Here is a 17,357-nt window from a genome sequence, read left to right as displayed (position 1 = left end):
GTTGATTCGAGTACGAGGGGCGGCATGCTGCGGGCGTGAGTGGCCGAGCACGTGGTCTCGCTGCTGGCCTCTTCCGTCGAGCGCATCGCGCAGCGATCCAACTGCTGCAGCTCAACGGGAAGGGCGCTGTCGCTCCAGTGGCCAACTCAACGCGGTCCACGGTGCTGCGTCGGCTGCGGGTTCTGAGCGACGACGGCCTGGTCCTCGTGATGCCTGTTCTGCTTCCCCTTCTCTCGCCTCCGCTCCCGATGCAGCATGCGGCGGGCGTTCGTCTCCTCGTCATGGAGTACGGGGTGCTTCCGCGCGATCCTGTCGCGCAGGTTCATCTCCGCCTCTAGGTCTCTGGCAGTCTCCTCGTACGCCTGCGCGGCCTCCCGCTCGCGGACAAGTAGCCCATGCATGAGGGCCAGTCTTTCCTGGCTCTGCTTGTCCGCGTCGTGCGCGAGCCGGGACGCCCTGACGCGCATCTCGGCGAGCCTGGCGGCGATGTCCTCGATCCTCTCCGGAACCTGCTGCGAGGCACCGAGCGCGTTGGCGAGAGGGCTGGAGCGGATGACCTCCCACCCAGCGCCCCCCGCGTTTCCAGGATCGGCGCTGCCTCTGGCCACTAGTGCCTCTGCCTGGTCCAAGAGGCGATTCGCCTCGGCAGCGTATGTCTGCCCACGGGACTGACGGCTCGCCGTCGCCTGGGCGATGAGTTCAGCAAGATTCTCCGCTGCTGTGTCCGCCGCGGCGGCGGCTCGGCCAGACTCGCGTACTGCCTCTTCGAGGCGTTGGGCCAAGTCCTCGACGTCTCCGTGAGGACGTCGCTTCCAGGACGGGATGGCCAGCCTCTCCCGCTCCTCCTGCATCCGCGCCAACTGCCGCTTTTGATCTCCACTTGGCTGGAACCGCATTCGTTCCACAGCTTCGAGGCGGGCATCAACTTCCCTCGCCTTTCGCTGGATCTGGGCAAGGAATGCCGCTGCGTCGTCCAGCTCACGCGGCGGCGTCTCCGTGCCGAAGGCCTCAGCGATCCGCCGGACCACTTCGCGTGGGTTGTGGTCACGCAGCGACTGGACGGCGTCGGCCAAGACGGTGGTGTGCTGGTCTGAAGTGGAGCAAGCTTGGGCAGCCAGCCGCCGTTTGCGGGCCTGGTGTTCGGCCTGCTCAACGGATGGCGCGAGTGTGCTTGCCACGTATGTCCGCCGCAACCTGCGCTCGACCTCCGCGCGGGCCTCGGCAGCTTCGAGTTCGCGCTGCAGTGGTAGGCGGGCTGGGGCCGGCGGCTCGTAGAACGAATCCGAGACCATGCTGTCCGGCCTCGACTGTCCGAGGAACTGGGCAAATGCGGCGATGGCGCGCTGCAGGAGCTCCTTCTCGCTGCGGGCTGCACCGAGCCGCGCCTGCGTCTGCTCATCCTCAAGGACTCCGAGAGGCAGCCACAGATGGTTCGCGCGCCTGGCGCGGGTGATGCCTGGATAGACAGCGAAGGCATTCGCCCCGTGCCCGTACAACAGCGCCGTGTCGCAGGTCAGACCCTGGCTTGCTGCGATCGTCATGGCGTAGCCCAGCGACAGTGCGCCGGACGCGATACTTTCCGGCGTCACCCACGCCGACTCATATCGCGGCTCTTCAACTCCGGCAACGTGCACACGCCAACTGATCTGTACGTTGTGATTCTCGTCCATCGCTGTGATGGCGGCCCGGTATCCATTCAGGAGGTCGGGGCCTTCGCCGCGCTTCGACCGGTAGTCGTTGGCTCGCACCCTGACGGCGTCGCCGACCGCGAGGGTGAGAGTGTCACCACCAGGCAGCGCGTACCGGTGCTCGGCGCCCAGCTCGCCTGCAGCCCGGCGGATCTGTTGGGCCCCGATGTTGAGAGCGTCGACATCGCTGTTGCGAGCGGCGAGCACGGCCATATTCGCGATGAGGTCGTACGTGTCGGGCCAGCCCTTTCGTAGCTCGTCCCAGGTCGTGAGTATCTGCGAGCGGGCCTCGTCAGCGGTCTGAGCGGCGTGTACGCGCCCGCCGTCGGCGAGCATCCACAGGGCTTGTTCGTGATCGCCGGTGCGCCAGACCTCCAGCGCAGCCCGCTCGGCAGCGTCCTCCTGGCGGCGGTTTTCGGTGAGCGTGAGCCCGTGGACCAGGCGGTGGGTTTCTCGGAACCAGCCGCCTGGACCTATCGCCTGCAGTTGCAGGTGGTCGCCGATCGCGATGATTTTGGTTCCGGTGCGCTCAGCCTCGGCCATTAGTACGGCAGCGGTCCTGTCGTCGACCATCGTGGCCTCGTCGATGCAGAGGACGTCGACACCTCGCAGGCCATTGCCGTTCTCGATTTCGCCGAGCCAAGCCGCGATGGTCTTCGAGGGGATGCCGGAGACGCCGTACAGGCTCTGTGCGGCGACTGCGCTCAGGCAAGCGCCTGCGTACGTGGTGCCGGTGAGGTCCCAGGCGATCCGGCACGCCTCCATGAGCGTCGACTTCCCCACCCCAGCGGCGCCGACTACGGCCTCGATGCCGTGCCCGGCAGTGATGAGGCGCGTCACCGTCGTGTTCTGCTGCTCCGAGAGGGGCCAGCCGACGGCCCTCTGGAACCTCTCGACGGCTTGGGCGGCTTGGGCCTCGCTGAGCCGGGCCGAGCCGTCGTTGAAGCGGGTCAGTGAATGTGTACGGACAACGTCCTCGGCATCGAGGATGTCCTGCGTGGTGTAGCGGTCTGTCAATGACATGACGGCGGAGCCCACGGACGGCACGCGCACCGCGTACCCCTCGACCGCGAGAACCAGATCAGCGAGTTGCTCCAAGCGGTCCGGGGCGCCGTCAATGCCGTACGGCAGCGCGTTGGCCACGGCCGCGAGCAGCTCCGCGCGGCTGAAGGACTTTCGCGCCTTGGTCAGCCCGGTCCTGGGGTCGAAGACGAGGGCGGCGAGGTCGGCCGGCGGAGGTATTCGTGGCGCTGGGCCACGCTCGGTGGCACCTGCCTGACCGTTCGAGCCGCGAGGTCCAGGAGCGGCTGCAGCCAGCATCGCATCAAGATCAATGCCCGCCGCCTCCGCCCGCCGACGCCAGCTGGCGCGCATCGTCGTTGCGTCGGCATCGAGCTTGTCGCGTTTGGTCGCCATCGACACCGCCGCCTTCTCCTGGCGGCTCGCGTCAGCGCCGGCCTCTTCGTCGACGAGCGTGCCCCGGCGGGAGAACACGTCGCGTAGGGCCGATGGAATCCCCAAGACCTCCCACGCGCCCGTACGTTCGTTGCGCTCACGCCGGACCCCGAAGCGCTCGTACAGCAGTGATCGGACCCGGGCCTTGAAGTAGGCGTCCGCAGCAGCTGCATGCCGGTGCAGGTCGCTGCCCGAGTTCGCGATGGAGCGCCACTTGCCGTCCTCGCACAGGCCCAGATTGATGATCGTGACGTGTAGATGAAGGTGCGGGTCTCCGGGGTCACCAGCGCGTACCGGGCGGGCGCTCTGATGCTCGACGACCCACGCCATCAATCCGCCGGTCACGAGCCTTGTCGGCAGGCCGTCTTCGCTACCGACCGCGTAGCCGCACCACTTCTCGATTTGGGCGAAGGTCTCGCGGGCGGCTTGGTGAACGATGGCGCGCAACTCCCGCTCGTCGGGCAGATCCATAAGCCCGTGTAGCAGGCTGTCGGACTTCGGCAGGTCCAGGACGCAGTCCCAACCGCGCACACGGCGGTCCACGCGTAGGTCCTTGTGAGCCCAAGCTTCAGCGAGTTCCTTCTCGTCGAAGATGTCGGCGAGTGCGAGGCCCGCGGCGCGAACGAGCTTGTGCAGCGTCTCCACCTGCATGCGGTGCGCCTCGCCCCGGCGATGCACCATCCGCTGCAACCGCTCCAGGACGCGTCTCTGCTTGGGCTTACCGTCCAGCAGAGCTGCGGACTCCACACCCTTTTCCTCGGCAGCTTTCGCCATCGCTTCGACAACGCGCGCGGTCGTCAACTGTGCCTTCGGGTGAGTTTGGGCAGAAGTCCGAGAGCTGAGCAGACGTGCGCCCGTCGCCGGATGACAGCCGTTCATGAGCCGGCGCGCTGCGTTCTTACCCTCCTCGTTCAGCACCGCGCCTTCGACAAGACCCACCGCTTCGAGGCCTTGGCCCAACCAGATCAAGTCGGCTCCGCCCTCGGGCCGCAGTCGGTAGTCGAGGGCGGCGTCTTCGGTGTCATCGATGACGACGGGTTCTCCCCCGGCCGATGCCACCACGGCACACCCAGCCTGTTGTCGCAGTCGGTACTCCACCTGCCGGTCGGCGGTGATCTTCGTCAGCCAAGCCACCGGCCGCCCCTTCGGTTGCAGGCCGCTGCAAGGCGTTGCCGGCTGCGCCCGCAGCGCGGCTCACCGGGGTTCCCCTGGAGGGGAACCCCCTTTGTCCATTGCTCTTTTTCGATCAAACGAACGGCGCCGTGCTCAGCCACCATCGACGTTCCGTACTCAAAGGGCCGCGCAGCGGTCCCGACAGGCTCTGCAGCAGCGGCTCTCCTCTCCTCGTCGTGAACACTGCGGCTCAACTCTTCGATCTGAGGGCGGATTTCAATCCGCTGTTCACTGGGCATCATGGTGACCTCCGGCGGCCTTTGATGCCCTGATATTGGCGCCGATCGCAAGGCCAAAACGGCCGAGACATTCGAATGTGCCGTGGGACGGGAACTAATTTCTCTGCTTCCCGTCAGGCGGGTACCGGCCTCATGCGTGACGCTCGCGTACGACTTGAGCCGAAGCCCATAGGCCGTCCGGGACGGCCGGCTGGAGCTTCTCGAAGAAGTCCACGGAGCCGTTCAGTACCGCCCACCTCGCTGTCGACGCGATCACGTTCCGTGACTGCTAGGAGCAGGTTCATGCCTCCGACGTCCCGACCCGACAGGGGTTACAGTGCAAATCGCCGACCTGCGGAAACGTCGACAGTGATGAGTGCAGCGTTGGTACAGGGATTACAGGGCTAACAAGCTTCAACCCTGTAATCCCTGTCCCTGCTCTGTAGCCCCGGACAGGCACGAAGTACCTGGTCAGCGATTTAGCCTGTAATCCCTGTAGTCTGCGAGGCGTTAGGTCCCCGCGCAGGCCGGCCCAGCGGAGTTGGTCACTCTCTGCTGCATAGATCACGTGCTTCGGCATGGCTGCGCCCGAGCGCCGGAAGACGAGGCGTCTATCCGGTTCAAGTGCGCCTGCCCCTCGGGATGACCGCCCTACAGGTCCCAAGTTGTGTCCACCCGTTTTCGGGCTGCCTGCCTGGAAGGGTGCTCCCTCCATCGAGAGCTGCCGTCGCTATTTCCCTGCCCCCGACTCCGAGTTGCGCAGCCTCGCCGCTTCCCGCCCGACGGGAGGTCAAAAAGAAAGCCTCCCGCCCTGTGAGCAGTTCGATGCTCCTCGCCGTTTTTCGCTTGCAGTTCGTGTCAGTGTCAGGAAATCAAGGGCGGAGAAGCCGGATCACGGTGCGTTCCTGCACCCTGTGAATCCGTTTCGGAGGCCCGGGAAATCACCCTTGAGCACCCAGGAGACACGATGCAAGACCAGACGGAGTACCCCGCCCCCGTTGTGACGCTGCAGCGCGTCAGGCGGGGCGCCAAACCCGATCGGCTCGCCGTCACCATCGCTGAAGCCGCCGAGCAACTAGGCGTTAGCTACCAGACGCTGTGGCGCGCGATCCGCGACGGCGAATTCCCCGGGATCAAGATCCGCGGCCGCATCCTCGTGCCCATCAGGGCGATAGAGATGCTGATGGAGTCGGTCACCCGCTCCGGGGAGCTCGTGGACGTGGCCGACTGGACGGCCTCGTGGCGTGCCGGGACCGCCATTGCCGAGGTGGTTTGAGTTGGCCGGCTCAGTCGAGGTCGAGCGAGACGCGGTACAGCAGCTCGTGGAGGTGCGCGGCCTTGACCATGACCGTGACCTCGATGGGCTTGGCGTTGTCCGAGTAGACGACGCGAAGGGTCCTGAGTACGGGCACTTCCGTCGGCAGCTCCAGACCGACGAACTCTTCCTCGGTAGGAGGGCGGCAGGACACCCTGTCGACCATCTCTCGTGGCGGGTAGCCCTTGTCGGCCAGAAGTGTGGGCGAACCGCCCTTGATCTTCTTGCGTTCGAGGAGAGCGGTGCCCTGGGCGATGTCCATGGGGTAGTAGGACCAGACCAGTTCGGCCGGGTCCTCGTCCAGAAGCAGCAGACGCTCGCGCATCGCAACCGTCTCACCGGGCTCAAGCCCGAGAGCGTCGCGGACTTGCGTCGGCGGCACGACCTCCGCGACGCGCAGGATCCTGTTGGTCCCCACCTTCGACTGCTTGGCGGCTTCCTTTATCCACACGTACGGCTCGCCGTCCCGGGCCGCCGGCATCGTCGCGACGCTGTCGAATGCCTGCTGTGGGCTGTCTCGTACGAAGACACCGAGGCCGGACCGGCCGACGATGTAGCCCTCGGCCTTCAGCAGCCCAAGGGCTCGCTGGATCGTCTGGCTGGAGACTCCGTACTGCGTTACGAGGTCTTGCGTGATCGGCAGTTGCTGGCCTGCTGCGAGATCGCCCGACATGATCTCGGCGCGGATCTTTGCCGAGATTCTGTGATGCGCCGGGCGGGTGTCCGTGTGTTTCGCCATGGATCAACCGACCTTGGTCCGATAGGTGAGGCGATGACCACGAAGCATGGTCATCTGGGATACCTCCACTGGCTGCTGATCAGCCGTGGCGCTCGTACGCGTGAGCACGAGCACGGGTTCTCCTTCGTCCAGGCGCAGCGCCTCCCGCACCTCACGACTCGGCATGTCCACAGTCACGTCCTCGCTGACTTCGCTGATCGTGAAGCCGAGCTTGGCCACGAGAGTGACGGCACCTCCAGGAATCTTGCGGCTCTCCGCGAGGGGCGTGCCTCGGGCGATAGTTGCCGGGTAGTACGAATCCGTCAGCTCGACGGGCTGATCGTCCAGGTGCATGATCCGTCGCCGCACAACAGCCGTTTCGCCGGCCTTGAGGTCAAGGGCCGCGGCGATCGACGGCGGTGGCTCCAACTCGCGTACGTCAACGATCTGCTGCGAACCCCGACGCTGGTGACGCTCCAGCTCCTGGCTCCAGGCGTCGCTCTCCCCTGCACCACGCGGTGTCAGGTAGGCGACCGAGTCGGACTCCCACATGCGACCTGGCACGGCTACACCCTTCGTTGGCCTGCTCCCACGATAACCGCCTGCTGGCTTGATGAGTCTTTCACCATGCATGCTTGCTAGCTTAATGAACATCTCACTAAGCTAGTAAGCGTGCCTCCAGGGCCTCCCCTGGTTGCACGCGATATTCCGTTGCTCCGCGCTCCGTGGCGGTCTGCGTCGACGCAGGCCGAGCCCCGGGAGCGGTTGCAGCAAGCACAACGGCCCCGACGAAGTCCGGCCCGCGGTGCACCACCACCACGAAGACCTTCGCCGAGGCCGACACCCACCCCCTGCTTTGACCAGGAGGCACGATGCAGGACCAGGCTAGTCAGCCGGCCCCCGCTGTGAAGCTGCAGCGCGTCAAGGGCGGTAACGCTCCCAACCGCCTCGCCATCACCATCGACGAGGCCGCCGAGCAGCTGAGCGTCAGCTACCAGACGCTGTGGCGGGCGATCCGTGACGGCGAATTCCCCGGGATCAAGATCCGCGGTCGCATCCTCGTGCCCATCAGGGCGATCGAGCTGCTGATGGAGTCGGTCACCCGCTCCGGGCAGCTCGTGGATGCCGCCGACTGGACCGCCGCTTGGCGCGCGGATGCGTCAGCCGCTGCGGAGGCTGGCTGAGATGGCCACGCCACGACGTACCGCCGGGACGATCAGCGGCAGCAAGCGTCTAGCAGTGGTCTCCGCTGACTGGCGTGCTCGCCAGGCCGAGCGCAGCCGGCTGGGCCGACTCAGCAGGGCCATCGAGCAGAACGCCGCGTGTGCTGGGAAGGACCCCGAGCTGTTCTTCGCCAAGAGCGCCGACGGAGTGGAGCTCGCCAAACAGATCTGTCGAGGCTGCCCCGTCTTACGGGAGTGCCTCGTTCAGGGCCTTCGTCTTCGCGACAAGTACGCCGTCCTCGGTGCGACCACGCCTGAGGAGCGAGCCACGCTCCTACGCCACCTTGCTCGGAAGCGGCGGGGGGTGGCGGCGTGAGGGCGCTCAAGCAGTTCCGCGACCAGCACGGCGACCCCGAGGCGTGGAGCGCCGACGAGTTCGACGAGTACCTGCAGATCGGCGACCAGCAGATCCTCGCCGCCGAAGCCGCACATCTGCTCATCGGCAGCACATCCAGCAAGCTCAACGGGACGGCGCCCGCGGCCGTGCCGGAGGAAGGAATCCGGTGAGCGTCACCGACTTGCACCCCGAGACGTCCGGCAGCACCTACGCCGAGAGCCTCGCGCGTGTCGAGCAGCTACGAGCTGACGCGGAAGCGAAGCGCATCAAGAACGAGAGTGAGCGCCGCCGTCAGGAGCTGTTGGACCAGAAGGCCGCGGCACGTGCACAGCGCGAGATCCAGCGTGACCTCGCCGCGGCCGCCGATGAGCAGCGTCAGCGAGACGATGCCCGCAGGGAGGCGGCCGAGGCCAAGGCCCGAGCTGCGAAGTCCGCCGCCACCTGGCGCACCGCCGCAAAGGCCATCGCGATCGTCTGCGTCGTGGTCAGCCTGCCGATGCAGGTCATGGCCTTCTGGGACGCGCACGCCTGGTTCCTCGTCGCCGCACCGTTCGTGCTGGAGGGCGTCGCCTGGGCGCTGTTGTGCGGAGCGCAGGCCGCCATCGACGAGGGCCGCCCGTCCTGGCACTACCGGCTCGGGGCGCTGCTCCAGGCCCTTGTCGCCGCCGGCATCAACTACGCGCACGGCAGCGCCGAGTACGGCATGGCCACCGGGATCGGCGGCGCGCTGTGCTCCGTGATTGGCCCCATGATCTGGGACCTCCACGAGCACGGCCGAATCGCCAAGCGTGAGAACCGCACCCGACGGTCCGTCCGCCGGGCACAGCGCCGCACGGACCGTGCCGAGTTCCAGCGGCTGGACGCGGTCAACGAAGCCCGCGCCGCCCGCGATGCCGAGGTGTGGGAGAGGGCTCTAGACCTCGCCGCCGCGTACGGCGAAGTCCGCCCCGGCCGCCGATCCGGCCTGGGCCGTACGAAGGCCCCGGAGGTCGTCCCGAGCGAGAAGACCTATGCCCGCGCCTGCGTGGAAATCCACGGCGCCGAGCCCGGCTCGACGGCCGACAGGATCGCCCACATGCGCACTGCCAAGCGTGCCGTGCGCATCGCCCAGAACGGCCCTCTGGACGGCTCACAGACGGACGAAAAACCGCAGGTCGATTCCCAAACGCCCGCCGCCGACAGCGAGCCGTCCACGGCCCGGGCGAAGGCGCCGAAGCAGCGGGGCGAGGACGGCCGCAAGCGCAACGGCGGAACCCCGCCCCGCCGCCGCCCCGGCACCGTCAAGTACCACCCCGCCGCCAAGAAGCAGATGGCCCTCGCGGCCGCCCGCCAGTCCAACTGACCCGCCCCGCGAAGGAGAACACGACCATGGCCCGCATCATCCGAATCCTCGCACTGACCGGTGCCGCCGCCGCTGCCCTCCTGGGTACCGCCAGCACTGTCCACGCCGACACCCCCGAGACGACCACCGCCACCGTGGAGGCCGCCGTCGACCACGCGACCGGCACCCCGGTCGTCCTCCCCTCCGGCAAGACCCTCCACGTCCGCGGACTCGACAGCGCCACCTACCGCACCGACGCCGCCCATCACGACACCGTGATCACCCTCGCCGCCGACACGACCACTGCCCCCGGCACCGCGGGCATCGACTCCACCCTGCGCGAAGGCGCCGGCGCCGGTACGGGCGCGGTCGGCGGCAACCCCGCCGCCTACAACCAGCAGCAGGTCCAAGTCCAGGCGGCCGGCACGGGCAGCATCAGCGTCCTTGCCGCCCTCGGCATCGGCCTGGCGATCTTCACCTTCCTGATGGTCAAGAAGGGCCGTATCAACGCGTGGCACGCGTTCGCGCTGGTCCTGTTCGGGGTGGTTCTCGCCCCGACGACCTTCGGCCCGATGCTCCAGAACCTGGGAGTTTCCGCAGCCACCGGCCTCGGCAACGTCTGGTCCGGCTTCTAGGCCACGACCAGCGAGTTCCCCAGCAAGCAGACAGTCAACGAGCCAGCAATCCAGCTATCCGGGGCGCGAGATGCGCCCCGGGAGAGGACCGGACCGATGGCCATCGAGATACACCCCCACCCGGGCGATCCCGACGACGTCGTCGACGCAGAGATCATCGAGACGGAGGAAGCGACCCGCACCGCGCGGGCGAAGGAGTGGACGGCCCGCCGCCGTACCCGATCCGCCGTGGCGTTCGCAGAACAGCGCGCCCGCGTCGCACAGCGGTTGCAGACCTGGTTCGCGACAGCGGACGTCACCGACGAGCAGCTGGCCCAGGAGGTCGAGCGCAAGCGCCGCCTGGCCCAGCAGGGCCGGGAAGCCGAAGTTCGGGGCCGGGTCAAGGCATTGCAGGCCAAGCTCCGGCACGCGTCACAGGATGAGGCCGCTGGCGTCGCCCCCGAGCTGGCGGCGGCCGAAGCGCAGCTGTCCGTCATCACGGGCAGCGAGGACGCCGACCGGATGAAGGTCGACGGCCGGTCCCTGTCGCGGGCACGGTGGGCGAAGAAGGCCGGCCGCCTCGCGAGCGCGATCGGCGTCGCCGTGGTGTACGTCAACGTTGCCGCCGCCGAGCCGATGGCTGCCCTCGCGGCCCTGGGCGCCGCGCCGTTCGGCTGGTGGTACCTCTCGCGTCCCCTCGTCGGCGGGTCACTCACCCAGGCTGGGCAGGCCGACGGGATGGTTGTGATGGTCGACCAGGCGACAGGAGAGCCCATCCCGGCAGAGGAGGCGTTCGTCCCGGACACCCTCACCAACCTCGGTCGGGTCAGCCTCATCAAGCGTGAGTCGGGCCGTGTCCAGGGCGAAGCGGACCTGGTCACCGCACTGGTCAAGGCCGGGATCATCACCGAGGCGCAGCGCGACGAGACCCACCTCGCCGGGGTGATCCAGCCGTCCGGACCGGGATGGACCGCCACCGTGGAGCTCCCGCGCGGGGTGAAGGCGTCCGCCGCGATCAGCAGGGTCGAGGACCTCGCCTCTGCGATGCGGATCAAGAAGACCCGCATCGAGATGTCGGCCGACACCTCCGACGAGGGCCACGAGGGTCGGTTCATCCTGTGGGTCGCCGACGAGGACAACCCCTACGGCACCGCCAAGAACCCCTCCGAGCTGATCACAGCCGAACGGTGGGACTTCTGGAAGCAGGGCGTGCCGCTCGGAGCGGACGCCCGCAGGGGCCGCCACACCCTCCACCTGATCTGGTTCTCCCTGCTCATCGGCGGGCTGATGGGCTACGGCAAGTCCTACCTCGCCCGCCTTGTGGCGGCCGCGGCTGCGCTGGACCCGACCGTGCGGATCGTCGTCATCACTGGCAAGACCGGCCCTGACTGGGCACCGCTGCGGCACATCGCTCACCGGTGGATCGCTGGGGCCACCCCCGAGATCATCCGCGAGGTCCTCGACGTCATCGGCGTCACCATCGAGGAGATGCAGGACCGGGGCACCGAACTGGACCGTCTGTACGAGGAGGATCCCGAGTCCGTACCCGAGGGGAAGATCACTCCCGATCTCGCCAAGAAGGGCATGGGTCCGGTCCTGTTGGTCGTCGACGAGCTCCAGGAGCTCCTGGACGGCGCCGCCCTCGTGCAGGTCCCGGTCGACGAGGACCGTGACCCGGACGCCGGGGGCCGGGGCAAGACCCGCTCCGGCCGCGACCTGATGGTCGAAGGCTTCGCCCGCTACGTCCGCGTCACCCGCTTCGTCGGCGGCATGGGCGTGTTCATCACCCAGCGCCCGGACGCAGACTCCGTGCCGACCAAGCTGCGCGAGGTGTGCGCCAAGCGCGCCTCCTACCGGGTCAAGGGCGACCGCAGCGCCAAGATGGTCCTCGGTGACGACGCGGTCGCAGGTGGCGCGGCCCCGCACCTGCTGACCGAAGCCAGCCGCGGTGTCGTCGTCCTGGACCAGGGCAGCGACGACGGGCACGCCACACTCAAGGCGGACGTCATCGACCTCCCTGAGTTCAAGGAGATCTGCCTGCGCGGCCGCCAGTTGCGCGAGGAGGCCGGCACCTTGACCGGCGACGCCGTGGAGTACGTCAAGAACCACGCCGCCGAGGCCACCGCCCGCGGACTGCTCGCCGACTGCCTCATCGTTCTGGACCGCGCCGGCGTCGACCGCGTCCGCACCCAGCGCCTGGTGGACCTCCTCCAGAGCCACAACCCCCGCTACGGCGACCTCACCCCGACCTCCTTGCAGGCCCGACTGCGGGACGCGGGCGCAGGCACCACCCGAAAGCTCGGCCCCATAGACGGCATGGCCAACCCCAACGGCTACACCCGCGAGCAACTCGCCGACGCCGCACGCAAATAGGGGCAGACCACCTGGTCAAAGCCCCGGTCGAGCCCTGGTGACGCCCCGAATGCCCCAGTACGCACCCTGGTCGCGAGGAGCCTCCGCCCGGTCGACCGACTACCCGGACCGCTCCGGCGACCACCCGGCAAACCGGGATGGAACCGACATCGACTGGAGGTCGACCACTCACTCAACCGCCCGCCAGAACAGGACAGAACAGACCGGCTCCCGCTCGCCTGGACAGCACCCGGGACGCCACCCCAACCCGAAGGGGAACCACATGTCGACCAAGGTCATCGCCCAGATGGTCGTCCTCAAGCACGCCAGGGGCCGCGAGTCCGTGTGTCAGGCGTGGGGCGAGGAGATCGACGCCGTCACCGGCCGCTTCATCAAGATCACCTGCACCGAGTGTGACGGCGAGGGCCAGCCGAAGGGCGAGGAGACCCTCGATCAGATCCACGACCGCGTCTTCCGCCACACCGAGAAGTGCACCCGGCACTACGCCCAGCGCGCTCGCCGTTGCGTCGACGCCGATCGCAAGGGCGACCACTTCGATTGCGCGGCCGCGCTCCACTGACCCATCCCGGGGCGTCTCGCTCGCCTGGACAGCACTCGGGGCGCCCCGCCCCCACCCCGTCACACGACAGGCAAAGGAGCACGTCATGGGCAAGACCTGGCAGCCGAGCGAGGCGAAGAACTTCGCCAAGCAGCTCGACCTCGGCAAGCCGTACTACGTGATCGCAAACATCGCGGTCGACCGCACCCCGTACGAGGACCCGCAGATGTACTCCGAGTACGTCTTCACCAGCCGCCTGCCCTTCACCAACAACCCGTGCACCGACGGCGGCTACTCGGCAGAGACGCTCTGCCAGAACTTCGGCCCCGTCTACGAGGACAAGCCGAGGAACATGCGGCGCCTGGGCAGCCCCGGCCCTCAGGTCGCTGGGCCCGTCGACCCGAACGTCGTCCACCCGCTCGACGAGGCCGAGATCGCGGGCCTGGAGAAGCGGGTCGGCGACGCGGACCGGCGGCGCAGGGACGCCAAAGCCAAGGCCGGGCGCTGGAGCCTGTTCAGCTGATGGCCGCCGACCGCAAGCAGCTGCTGAAGGAAGCGGCCGACCTGGTCTGGCAGCACGCACTGAGCGGGTGCGCCACCGACCCCCGCCCGATGGCGGCCGCGATGGCGGCCGCCCGCCGGGCCGGGATCACCGTGCAGGACATCGCCAATTACAACGCCAACCGGCCCGACCGCAACGGCCTGTGACACGACCGGGGCGCCCCCTTCTCGCCTGGACAGCACCAGGGGGCGCCCCTCCCCAACCCGCGCACTCGCGCACGCAGGAGGTACGTACGAGATGAGCACGACCACCCTGGCCAGAGCAAGCCGCGCCGCCGGAGCCGGTACCGAAGCACCGATCGACCTAGACAGCCTGGTCGTTGAGATCGAGCGCTGCCTCGCCGCCTTCACCCGCACCACCGCCCACCCTCTGGTCACCAAGACCACCCGGGAACTCGTCGACGAGGCAATGCGCGACCTCGCCCCCACACCGGCCGCCGGCCCCTCGCCGGACCTGAATCCACCCCCGGCCTGGCTGCGCCGCCTGCCGGAATGGGCCCTGTCGATCCCCCTCGTCCGCAACCGCTTCGGCGCCGGACGCCAACTCACCATCGGCGAGCACCTGGAGTTGACCGCCCTCGTCATCGAGCGCTGGGGCTGGACCACCAATGCCGACCGGGGTGAACACGGCGAGGTCTGCATCCGCGGCGCCCAGTTCGTCCTGCTGCGACTGGGCTACGGCGACGCCGGCACCCTCCATCGCGCCAGCGCCCGCCTTCACGAGGTCCTCGCCCGCGGCACCGGCGGCAGCTTCATCGCCTTCAACGACGCCCCCGGACGTACCAAGCAGCAAGTCCTCACCCTCCTGCGCACCGCCGCCATCGAAGCCCGCTGACAACCCAGGAGGACATCGTGACCACGATCCGCATCACCTCGTACGGCACCGGCCACGACGACGACCCGGCCGCCACTGACCCGGTCGTCGTCGACACCACCTCGCTGCACAACCCGCCCGACGACCCCGCGGTCCGCGCCCAGCTCACCCAGAAGACCGGCCGGGACATCGAGGTCGCCCGCTACGTCATGGCCACCCCCGGCGCCGACCGCCTGGTCGAGACAGCCATGCAGCAGATCCGCGACCGCCTCGCCGAAGGCCGGCATCAGGTGGACGTCCACGTCTCGTGCTTCGGCGGCCGCCACCGCTCCGTCGCCCTCGAACTCGCCTTCCGCCTCCGCGTCCTGCACGCCTTCGACGGTGAGGTCCACGTCACCCACCGCCACATCGCCCGGCCGATCCTCCCCCGCCGCAGCGCCTGAAAGGAGGGTTTCCATGCGGATCCCCATCCCTGCCACCACCGCCGTGCACGACGGCGACAACACCGCAGTGGAGGTTGCGCTGCTGGCCGTCGCCCAGTGTCCCCACGGCCACAACACCGCCTTTACCGTGCCCGACTACGAGGACCTCGGCTACTTCCAGCAGAAGGCCACCGCATGGGCCCGCGCCCACGCGAGCACGTGCCCCGGCCCCGCGTCGTCGACCGCGGAAGGCGGGCGGTGAGCTCTGATGAAGAGGATCTGCGGCGGCCCGGTCCAACTCGGCGAGCACAACGGCTACACCGTCGCCGTCACCAGCGAGGACTACCGCGGCACTGTCTCCTTCTGGTGGCACGCCTGGTCCCCGGCTGGGTCGTACGCGGGTCAGGCCAACGACCCCGAGTTGCTCACGCTCCTCATCGCTCGCCACCGCTACGACCACACCGACTGACCACCACAAGGCCCTCCCGGCGTGTATTCCGCCGCGCCGAGAGCTCGGTGTCGCAGCCCGCGAGTCCGGACCCACCTCAGACCGGCCTGGCTACCGCCTGATGCCGTCCCACAGAATCCCTTACCGCACCGAAAGGAGTGGCGTGAGCACGCCCCAGCACGCCCACAGCGACAACGTCATCGCCTTGGCCGAGGCCCCGAACAACATCGAAGCCGAACAGATCGTCCTCGGCGCTGCCATGGTCGATGAAGGCGTCCTGTCCGAGATCGAAGAAGAACTCGGACAGGACCCTGCGGTGTTCTACCGCCCCGCCCACGAGACAATCTGGCGCGCGATCCAGGAGCTCGTGGCAGGCGGCATCCGTCCGACGCCGGTCGTTCTCGCCGACGCGCTGTCCAAGGCGGGCGACCTTCAGCAGGTGGGTGGAAGGTCCTATCTGCACACCCTCTACGGGGCCGTGCCAACAGCCGGGGTGGGACAGCACTACGCGAAGATCGTGCGCGAGCATGCGGATCGGCGGCAGATCGCGACGCTCGGCACCCGGCTCATCCAGGCCGCACGCGAATCCGGTGAAGACCACGACGAGTTGTTTGCCGCAGCACGTCACGCACTCGACCGCACAACGGTCGAGGAACGCTGGCCTGCTCCGACCCCAATCGGCCAACAGGTCCCACTGCCCGCCTTCCCCGTTGAGGCCCTGCCCACCTGGGTAGCCGAGCAGGTCGACGCTGTCGCCGAGTTCACCCAGACGCCTGCCGACATGGCTGCCACCATGGCAATCGCCGCGCTCTCCACCGCCGCAGGCGGGCGCGTCCATGTCCAGATCCGCGACGGCTGGGTCGAGCAGACCAACCTCTACCTGGTCGTCGCCATGCCCCCTGCTTCCCGCAAATCGGACGTCTTCGCCGCCATGACGCGCCCCATCTACGACATCGAGTCGTCCATGCAGGAGGAGGCTCGCCCTTCAATCATCCAGGCAGAGGTCGAGAAGGAAGCTGCGGAAGCTCGTGCCGAAGCCATCATGGCCAAGGCGCGCAAGGTCGACGACTCCAAGACAGCCACCTCCCTGGTCGCCGAGGCCGTCGGCCTACGCATGGCGGCCGAGTCCATCGTCGTTCCGCCCAAGCCCCGCCTGACCACATCGGGTGACGTCACCCCCGAGACCCTGACGAAGCTCCTGAGTACACACGGCCCCCTTGGCGTCCTATCCCCGGAGGGCGACCTCTTCGACATCATCGCGGGCCGCTACAGCTCCCGCCCCAACCTCGGCGTCTTCCTCCAAGCACACAAGGGCGAACGCCTTCAGGCCGAACGCATCACCCGCGAAGCAGACTTGGGCGAGAAGCCCGCCCTCACCATCGGCGTCACCCTTCAGCCCCCAGTACTGACGGACCTCGCGCAGACCCCGGGTGCCCGCGGCCGAGGCCTCCTGGCCCGCTTCCTCTTCTCCATCCCGAAATCAACCCTCGGCTACCGCAGGATTATTGTCCCGCCGATCCCAGAGAAGACCCACCGCGTTTACGGCACCCGGCTCACTGCCTTGGTCCACAGCCTCACGGATCTCCCGGAGCCCGTCACCATCAAGTGCTCCGGTCCGGCCGACCAGACCGTGATCAGACTTCAGGAAGCGATCGAGCCCCAACTGCGACCCGACGGCGCTCTGGCACACATCGAAGACTGGGCGGGCAAGTACGTCGGAGCGGTGGCCCGCATCGCCGGCCTTCTTCACCTTGCCGACCGCGCCACGGGTCGCTGGGGCGAGCCGATCGAAGCGGCCACGGTCGAGCGGGCCATCGCGATTGGCACGTACTACACCACCCACGCCCTGGCCGCCTTCAACCTCATGGAAACTGACACTGACAGCGAGAAGGCTCAGCTGGTGCTCGATTGGATCCAGAGAACCAACGTGACCAGCTTCAAGGCCCACGAACTCGTCACAGCACGCCGCCGGGCCTTCCCCACCGTGAGTTCCACGTCTCCGGCACTGAGACTCCTCAAGGAGCACGGCTACGTCCGTCGACTCCTTGGAGAACGCGCTGGATCGCGGGGCCGACAGCCGGCTGCGGTGTACCGAGTCCATCCCTCTTTGCCCCTCATTTGAGCTAGGCACCGGACGCC

The 17,357-nt window shown here is 68.0% G+C and carries 19 protein-coding genes; 15 read left to right on the top strand and 4 right to left on the bottom strand.

The window, feature by feature from the left end; genetic code table 11:
- Nucleotides 1-146: 146 nt before the first annotated feature.
- The gene (gene mobF, locus CP983_RS24990; protein WP_150501928.1) at nt 147-4,277 is read right to left on the bottom strand and encodes a MobF family relaxase; all 4,131 of its coding nucleotides are present in this window, start codon (nt 4,275-4,277) and stop codon (nt 147-149) included.
- A gap of 1,224 nt (nt 4,278-5,501) precedes the next feature.
- On the opposite strand from mobF, the gene CP983_RS24985 reads away from it, so the two are divergent.
- Nucleotides 5,502-5,810: a helix-turn-helix domain-containing protein gene (locus tag CP983_RS24985; RefSeq protein WP_150501926.1), complete on the top strand. Its 309-nt coding sequence runs from the start codon at nt 5,502-5,504 to the stop codon at nt 5,808-5,810.
- 10 nt (nt 5,811-5,820) lie between these two features.
- Here CP983_RS24985 and CP983_RS24980 read toward each other — a convergent pair whose 3' ends face one another.
- Together CP983_RS24980 and CP983_RS24975 are read right to left on the bottom strand one after the other, a co-directional pair.
- Nucleotides 5,821-6,588 (bottom strand): GntR family transcriptional regulator, encoded by a 768-nt coding sequence (locus tag CP983_RS24980; protein ID WP_150501924.1) that lies wholly within the window; start codon nt 6,586-6,588, stop codon nt 5,821-5,823.
- 3 nt (nt 6,589-6,591) lie between these two features.
- Complete coding sequence (locus CP983_RS24975; RefSeq protein ID WP_150501922.1) at nt 6,592-7,119, bottom strand: GntR family transcriptional regulator; 528 nt, start codon at nt 7,117-7,119, stop codon at nt 6,592-6,594.
- Between the two features lie 320 nt (nt 7,120-7,439).
- On the opposite strand from CP983_RS24975, the gene CP983_RS24970 reads away from it, so the two are divergent.
- From CP983_RS24970 to CP983_RS24910, 13 genes are all read left to right on the top strand, one after another.
- Nucleotides 7,440-7,751, top strand: a complete 312-nt coding sequence (locus tag CP983_RS24970; protein WP_150501920.1) for a helix-turn-helix domain-containing protein — start codon at nt 7,440-7,442, stop codon at nt 7,749-7,751.
- Complete coding sequence (locus tag CP983_RS45240; RefSeq protein WP_425282254.1) at nt 7,690-8,106, top strand: WhiB family transcriptional regulator; 417 nt, start codon at nt 7,690-7,692, stop codon at nt 8,104-8,106. Before CP983_RS24970 ends, CP983_RS45240 begins: the two co-directional genes overlap by 62 nt.
- Nucleotides 8,103-8,297, top strand: coding sequence for a hypothetical protein (locus CP983_RS24960; RefSeq protein WP_150501917.1), 195 nt, complete (start codon nt 8,103-8,105; stop codon nt 8,295-8,297). Before CP983_RS45240 ends, CP983_RS24960 begins: the two co-directional genes overlap by 4 nt.
- Entirely contained in the window at nt 8,294-9,469 is a 1,176-nt protein-coding gene (locus tag CP983_RS24955) for a DUF1682 domain-containing protein (RefSeq protein ID WP_150501915.1), read from the top strand. The genes CP983_RS24960 and CP983_RS24955 overlap by 4 nt, the downstream gene beginning before the upstream one ends.
- Before the next feature lie 26 nt (nt 9,470-9,495).
- Nucleotides 9,496-10,083 (top strand): DUF2304 domain-containing protein, encoded by a 588-nt coding sequence (locus tag CP983_RS24950; protein ID WP_030944638.1) that lies wholly within the window; start codon nt 9,496-9,498, stop codon nt 10,081-10,083.
- A 96-nt stretch (nt 10,084-10,179) separates the two neighbouring features.
- Nucleotides 10,180-12,435 (top strand): hypothetical protein, encoded by a 2,256-nt coding sequence (locus CP983_RS24945; protein WP_150501913.1) that lies wholly within the window; start codon nt 10,180-10,182, stop codon nt 12,433-12,435.
- 262 nt (nt 12,436-12,697) lie between these two features.
- Nucleotides 12,698-12,994, top strand: coding sequence for a hypothetical protein (locus CP983_RS24940; protein WP_150501911.1), 297 nt, complete (start codon nt 12,698-12,700; stop codon nt 12,992-12,994).
- 85 nt (nt 12,995-13,079) lie between these two features.
- Nucleotides 13,080-13,496 carry a hypothetical protein gene (locus CP983_RS24935; protein WP_150501909.1) on the top strand — a complete coding sequence of 139 codons (417 nt, stop codon included), beginning with the start codon at nt 13,080-13,082 and terminating at the stop codon, nt 13,494-13,496.
- Nucleotides 13,496-13,681, top strand: a complete 186-nt coding sequence (locus CP983_RS24930; RefSeq protein WP_150501907.1) for a hypothetical protein — start codon at nt 13,496-13,498, stop codon at nt 13,679-13,681. The genes CP983_RS24935 and CP983_RS24930 overlap by 1 nt, the downstream gene beginning before the upstream one ends.
- Nucleotides 13,682-13,772: 91 nt before the next feature.
- Nucleotides 13,773-14,369: a DUF6197 family protein gene (locus CP983_RS24925; protein ID WP_150501905.1), complete on the top strand. Its 597-nt coding sequence runs from the start codon at nt 13,773-13,775 to the stop codon at nt 14,367-14,369.
- Nucleotides 14,370-14,386: 17 nt separating this feature from the next.
- A complete protein-coding gene (locus tag CP983_RS24920; RefSeq protein ID WP_229914774.1) occupies nt 14,387-14,791 on the top strand; it encodes a RapZ C-terminal domain-containing protein in 405 nt (134 codons plus the stop codon).
- A 13-nt stretch (nt 14,792-14,804) separates the two neighbouring features.
- Nucleotides 14,805-15,032 carry a hypothetical protein gene (locus CP983_RS24915; RefSeq protein ID WP_150501901.1) on the top strand — a complete coding sequence of 76 codons (228 nt, stop codon included), beginning with the start codon at nt 14,805-14,807 and terminating at the stop codon, nt 15,030-15,032.
- Nucleotides 15,033-15,038: 6 nt separating this feature from the next.
- A complete protein-coding gene (locus tag CP983_RS24910; RefSeq protein ID WP_150501899.1) occupies nt 15,039-15,239 on the top strand; it encodes a hypothetical protein in 201 nt (66 codons plus the stop codon).
- Between the two features lie 120 nt (nt 15,240-15,359).
- Here CP983_RS24910 and CP983_RS45235 read toward each other — a convergent pair whose 3' ends face one another.
- Nucleotides 15,360-15,446 carry a hypothetical protein gene (locus CP983_RS45235; protein ID WP_425282263.1) on the bottom strand — a complete coding sequence of 29 codons (87 nt, stop codon included), beginning with the start codon at nt 15,444-15,446 and terminating at the stop codon, nt 15,360-15,362.
- Between CP983_RS45235 and CP983_RS24905 the strand changes: the two genes are divergently transcribed.
- Entirely contained in the window at nt 15,424-17,340 is a 1,917-nt protein-coding gene (locus CP983_RS24905; RefSeq protein WP_373309826.1) for a DUF3987 domain-containing protein, read from the top strand. The two genes, CP983_RS45235 and CP983_RS24905, sit on opposite strands and share 23 nt — an antisense overlap.
- Nucleotides 17,341-17,357 lie beyond the last annotated feature (17 nt).

The sequence above is a fragment of the Streptomyces chartreusis genome (genome assembly GCF_008704715.1).
GTDB lineage: Bacteria > Actinomycetota > Actinomycetes > Streptomycetales > Streptomycetaceae > Streptomyces > Streptomyces chartreusis.
This window is presented reverse-complemented; position numbering and strand designations above follow the sequence as displayed.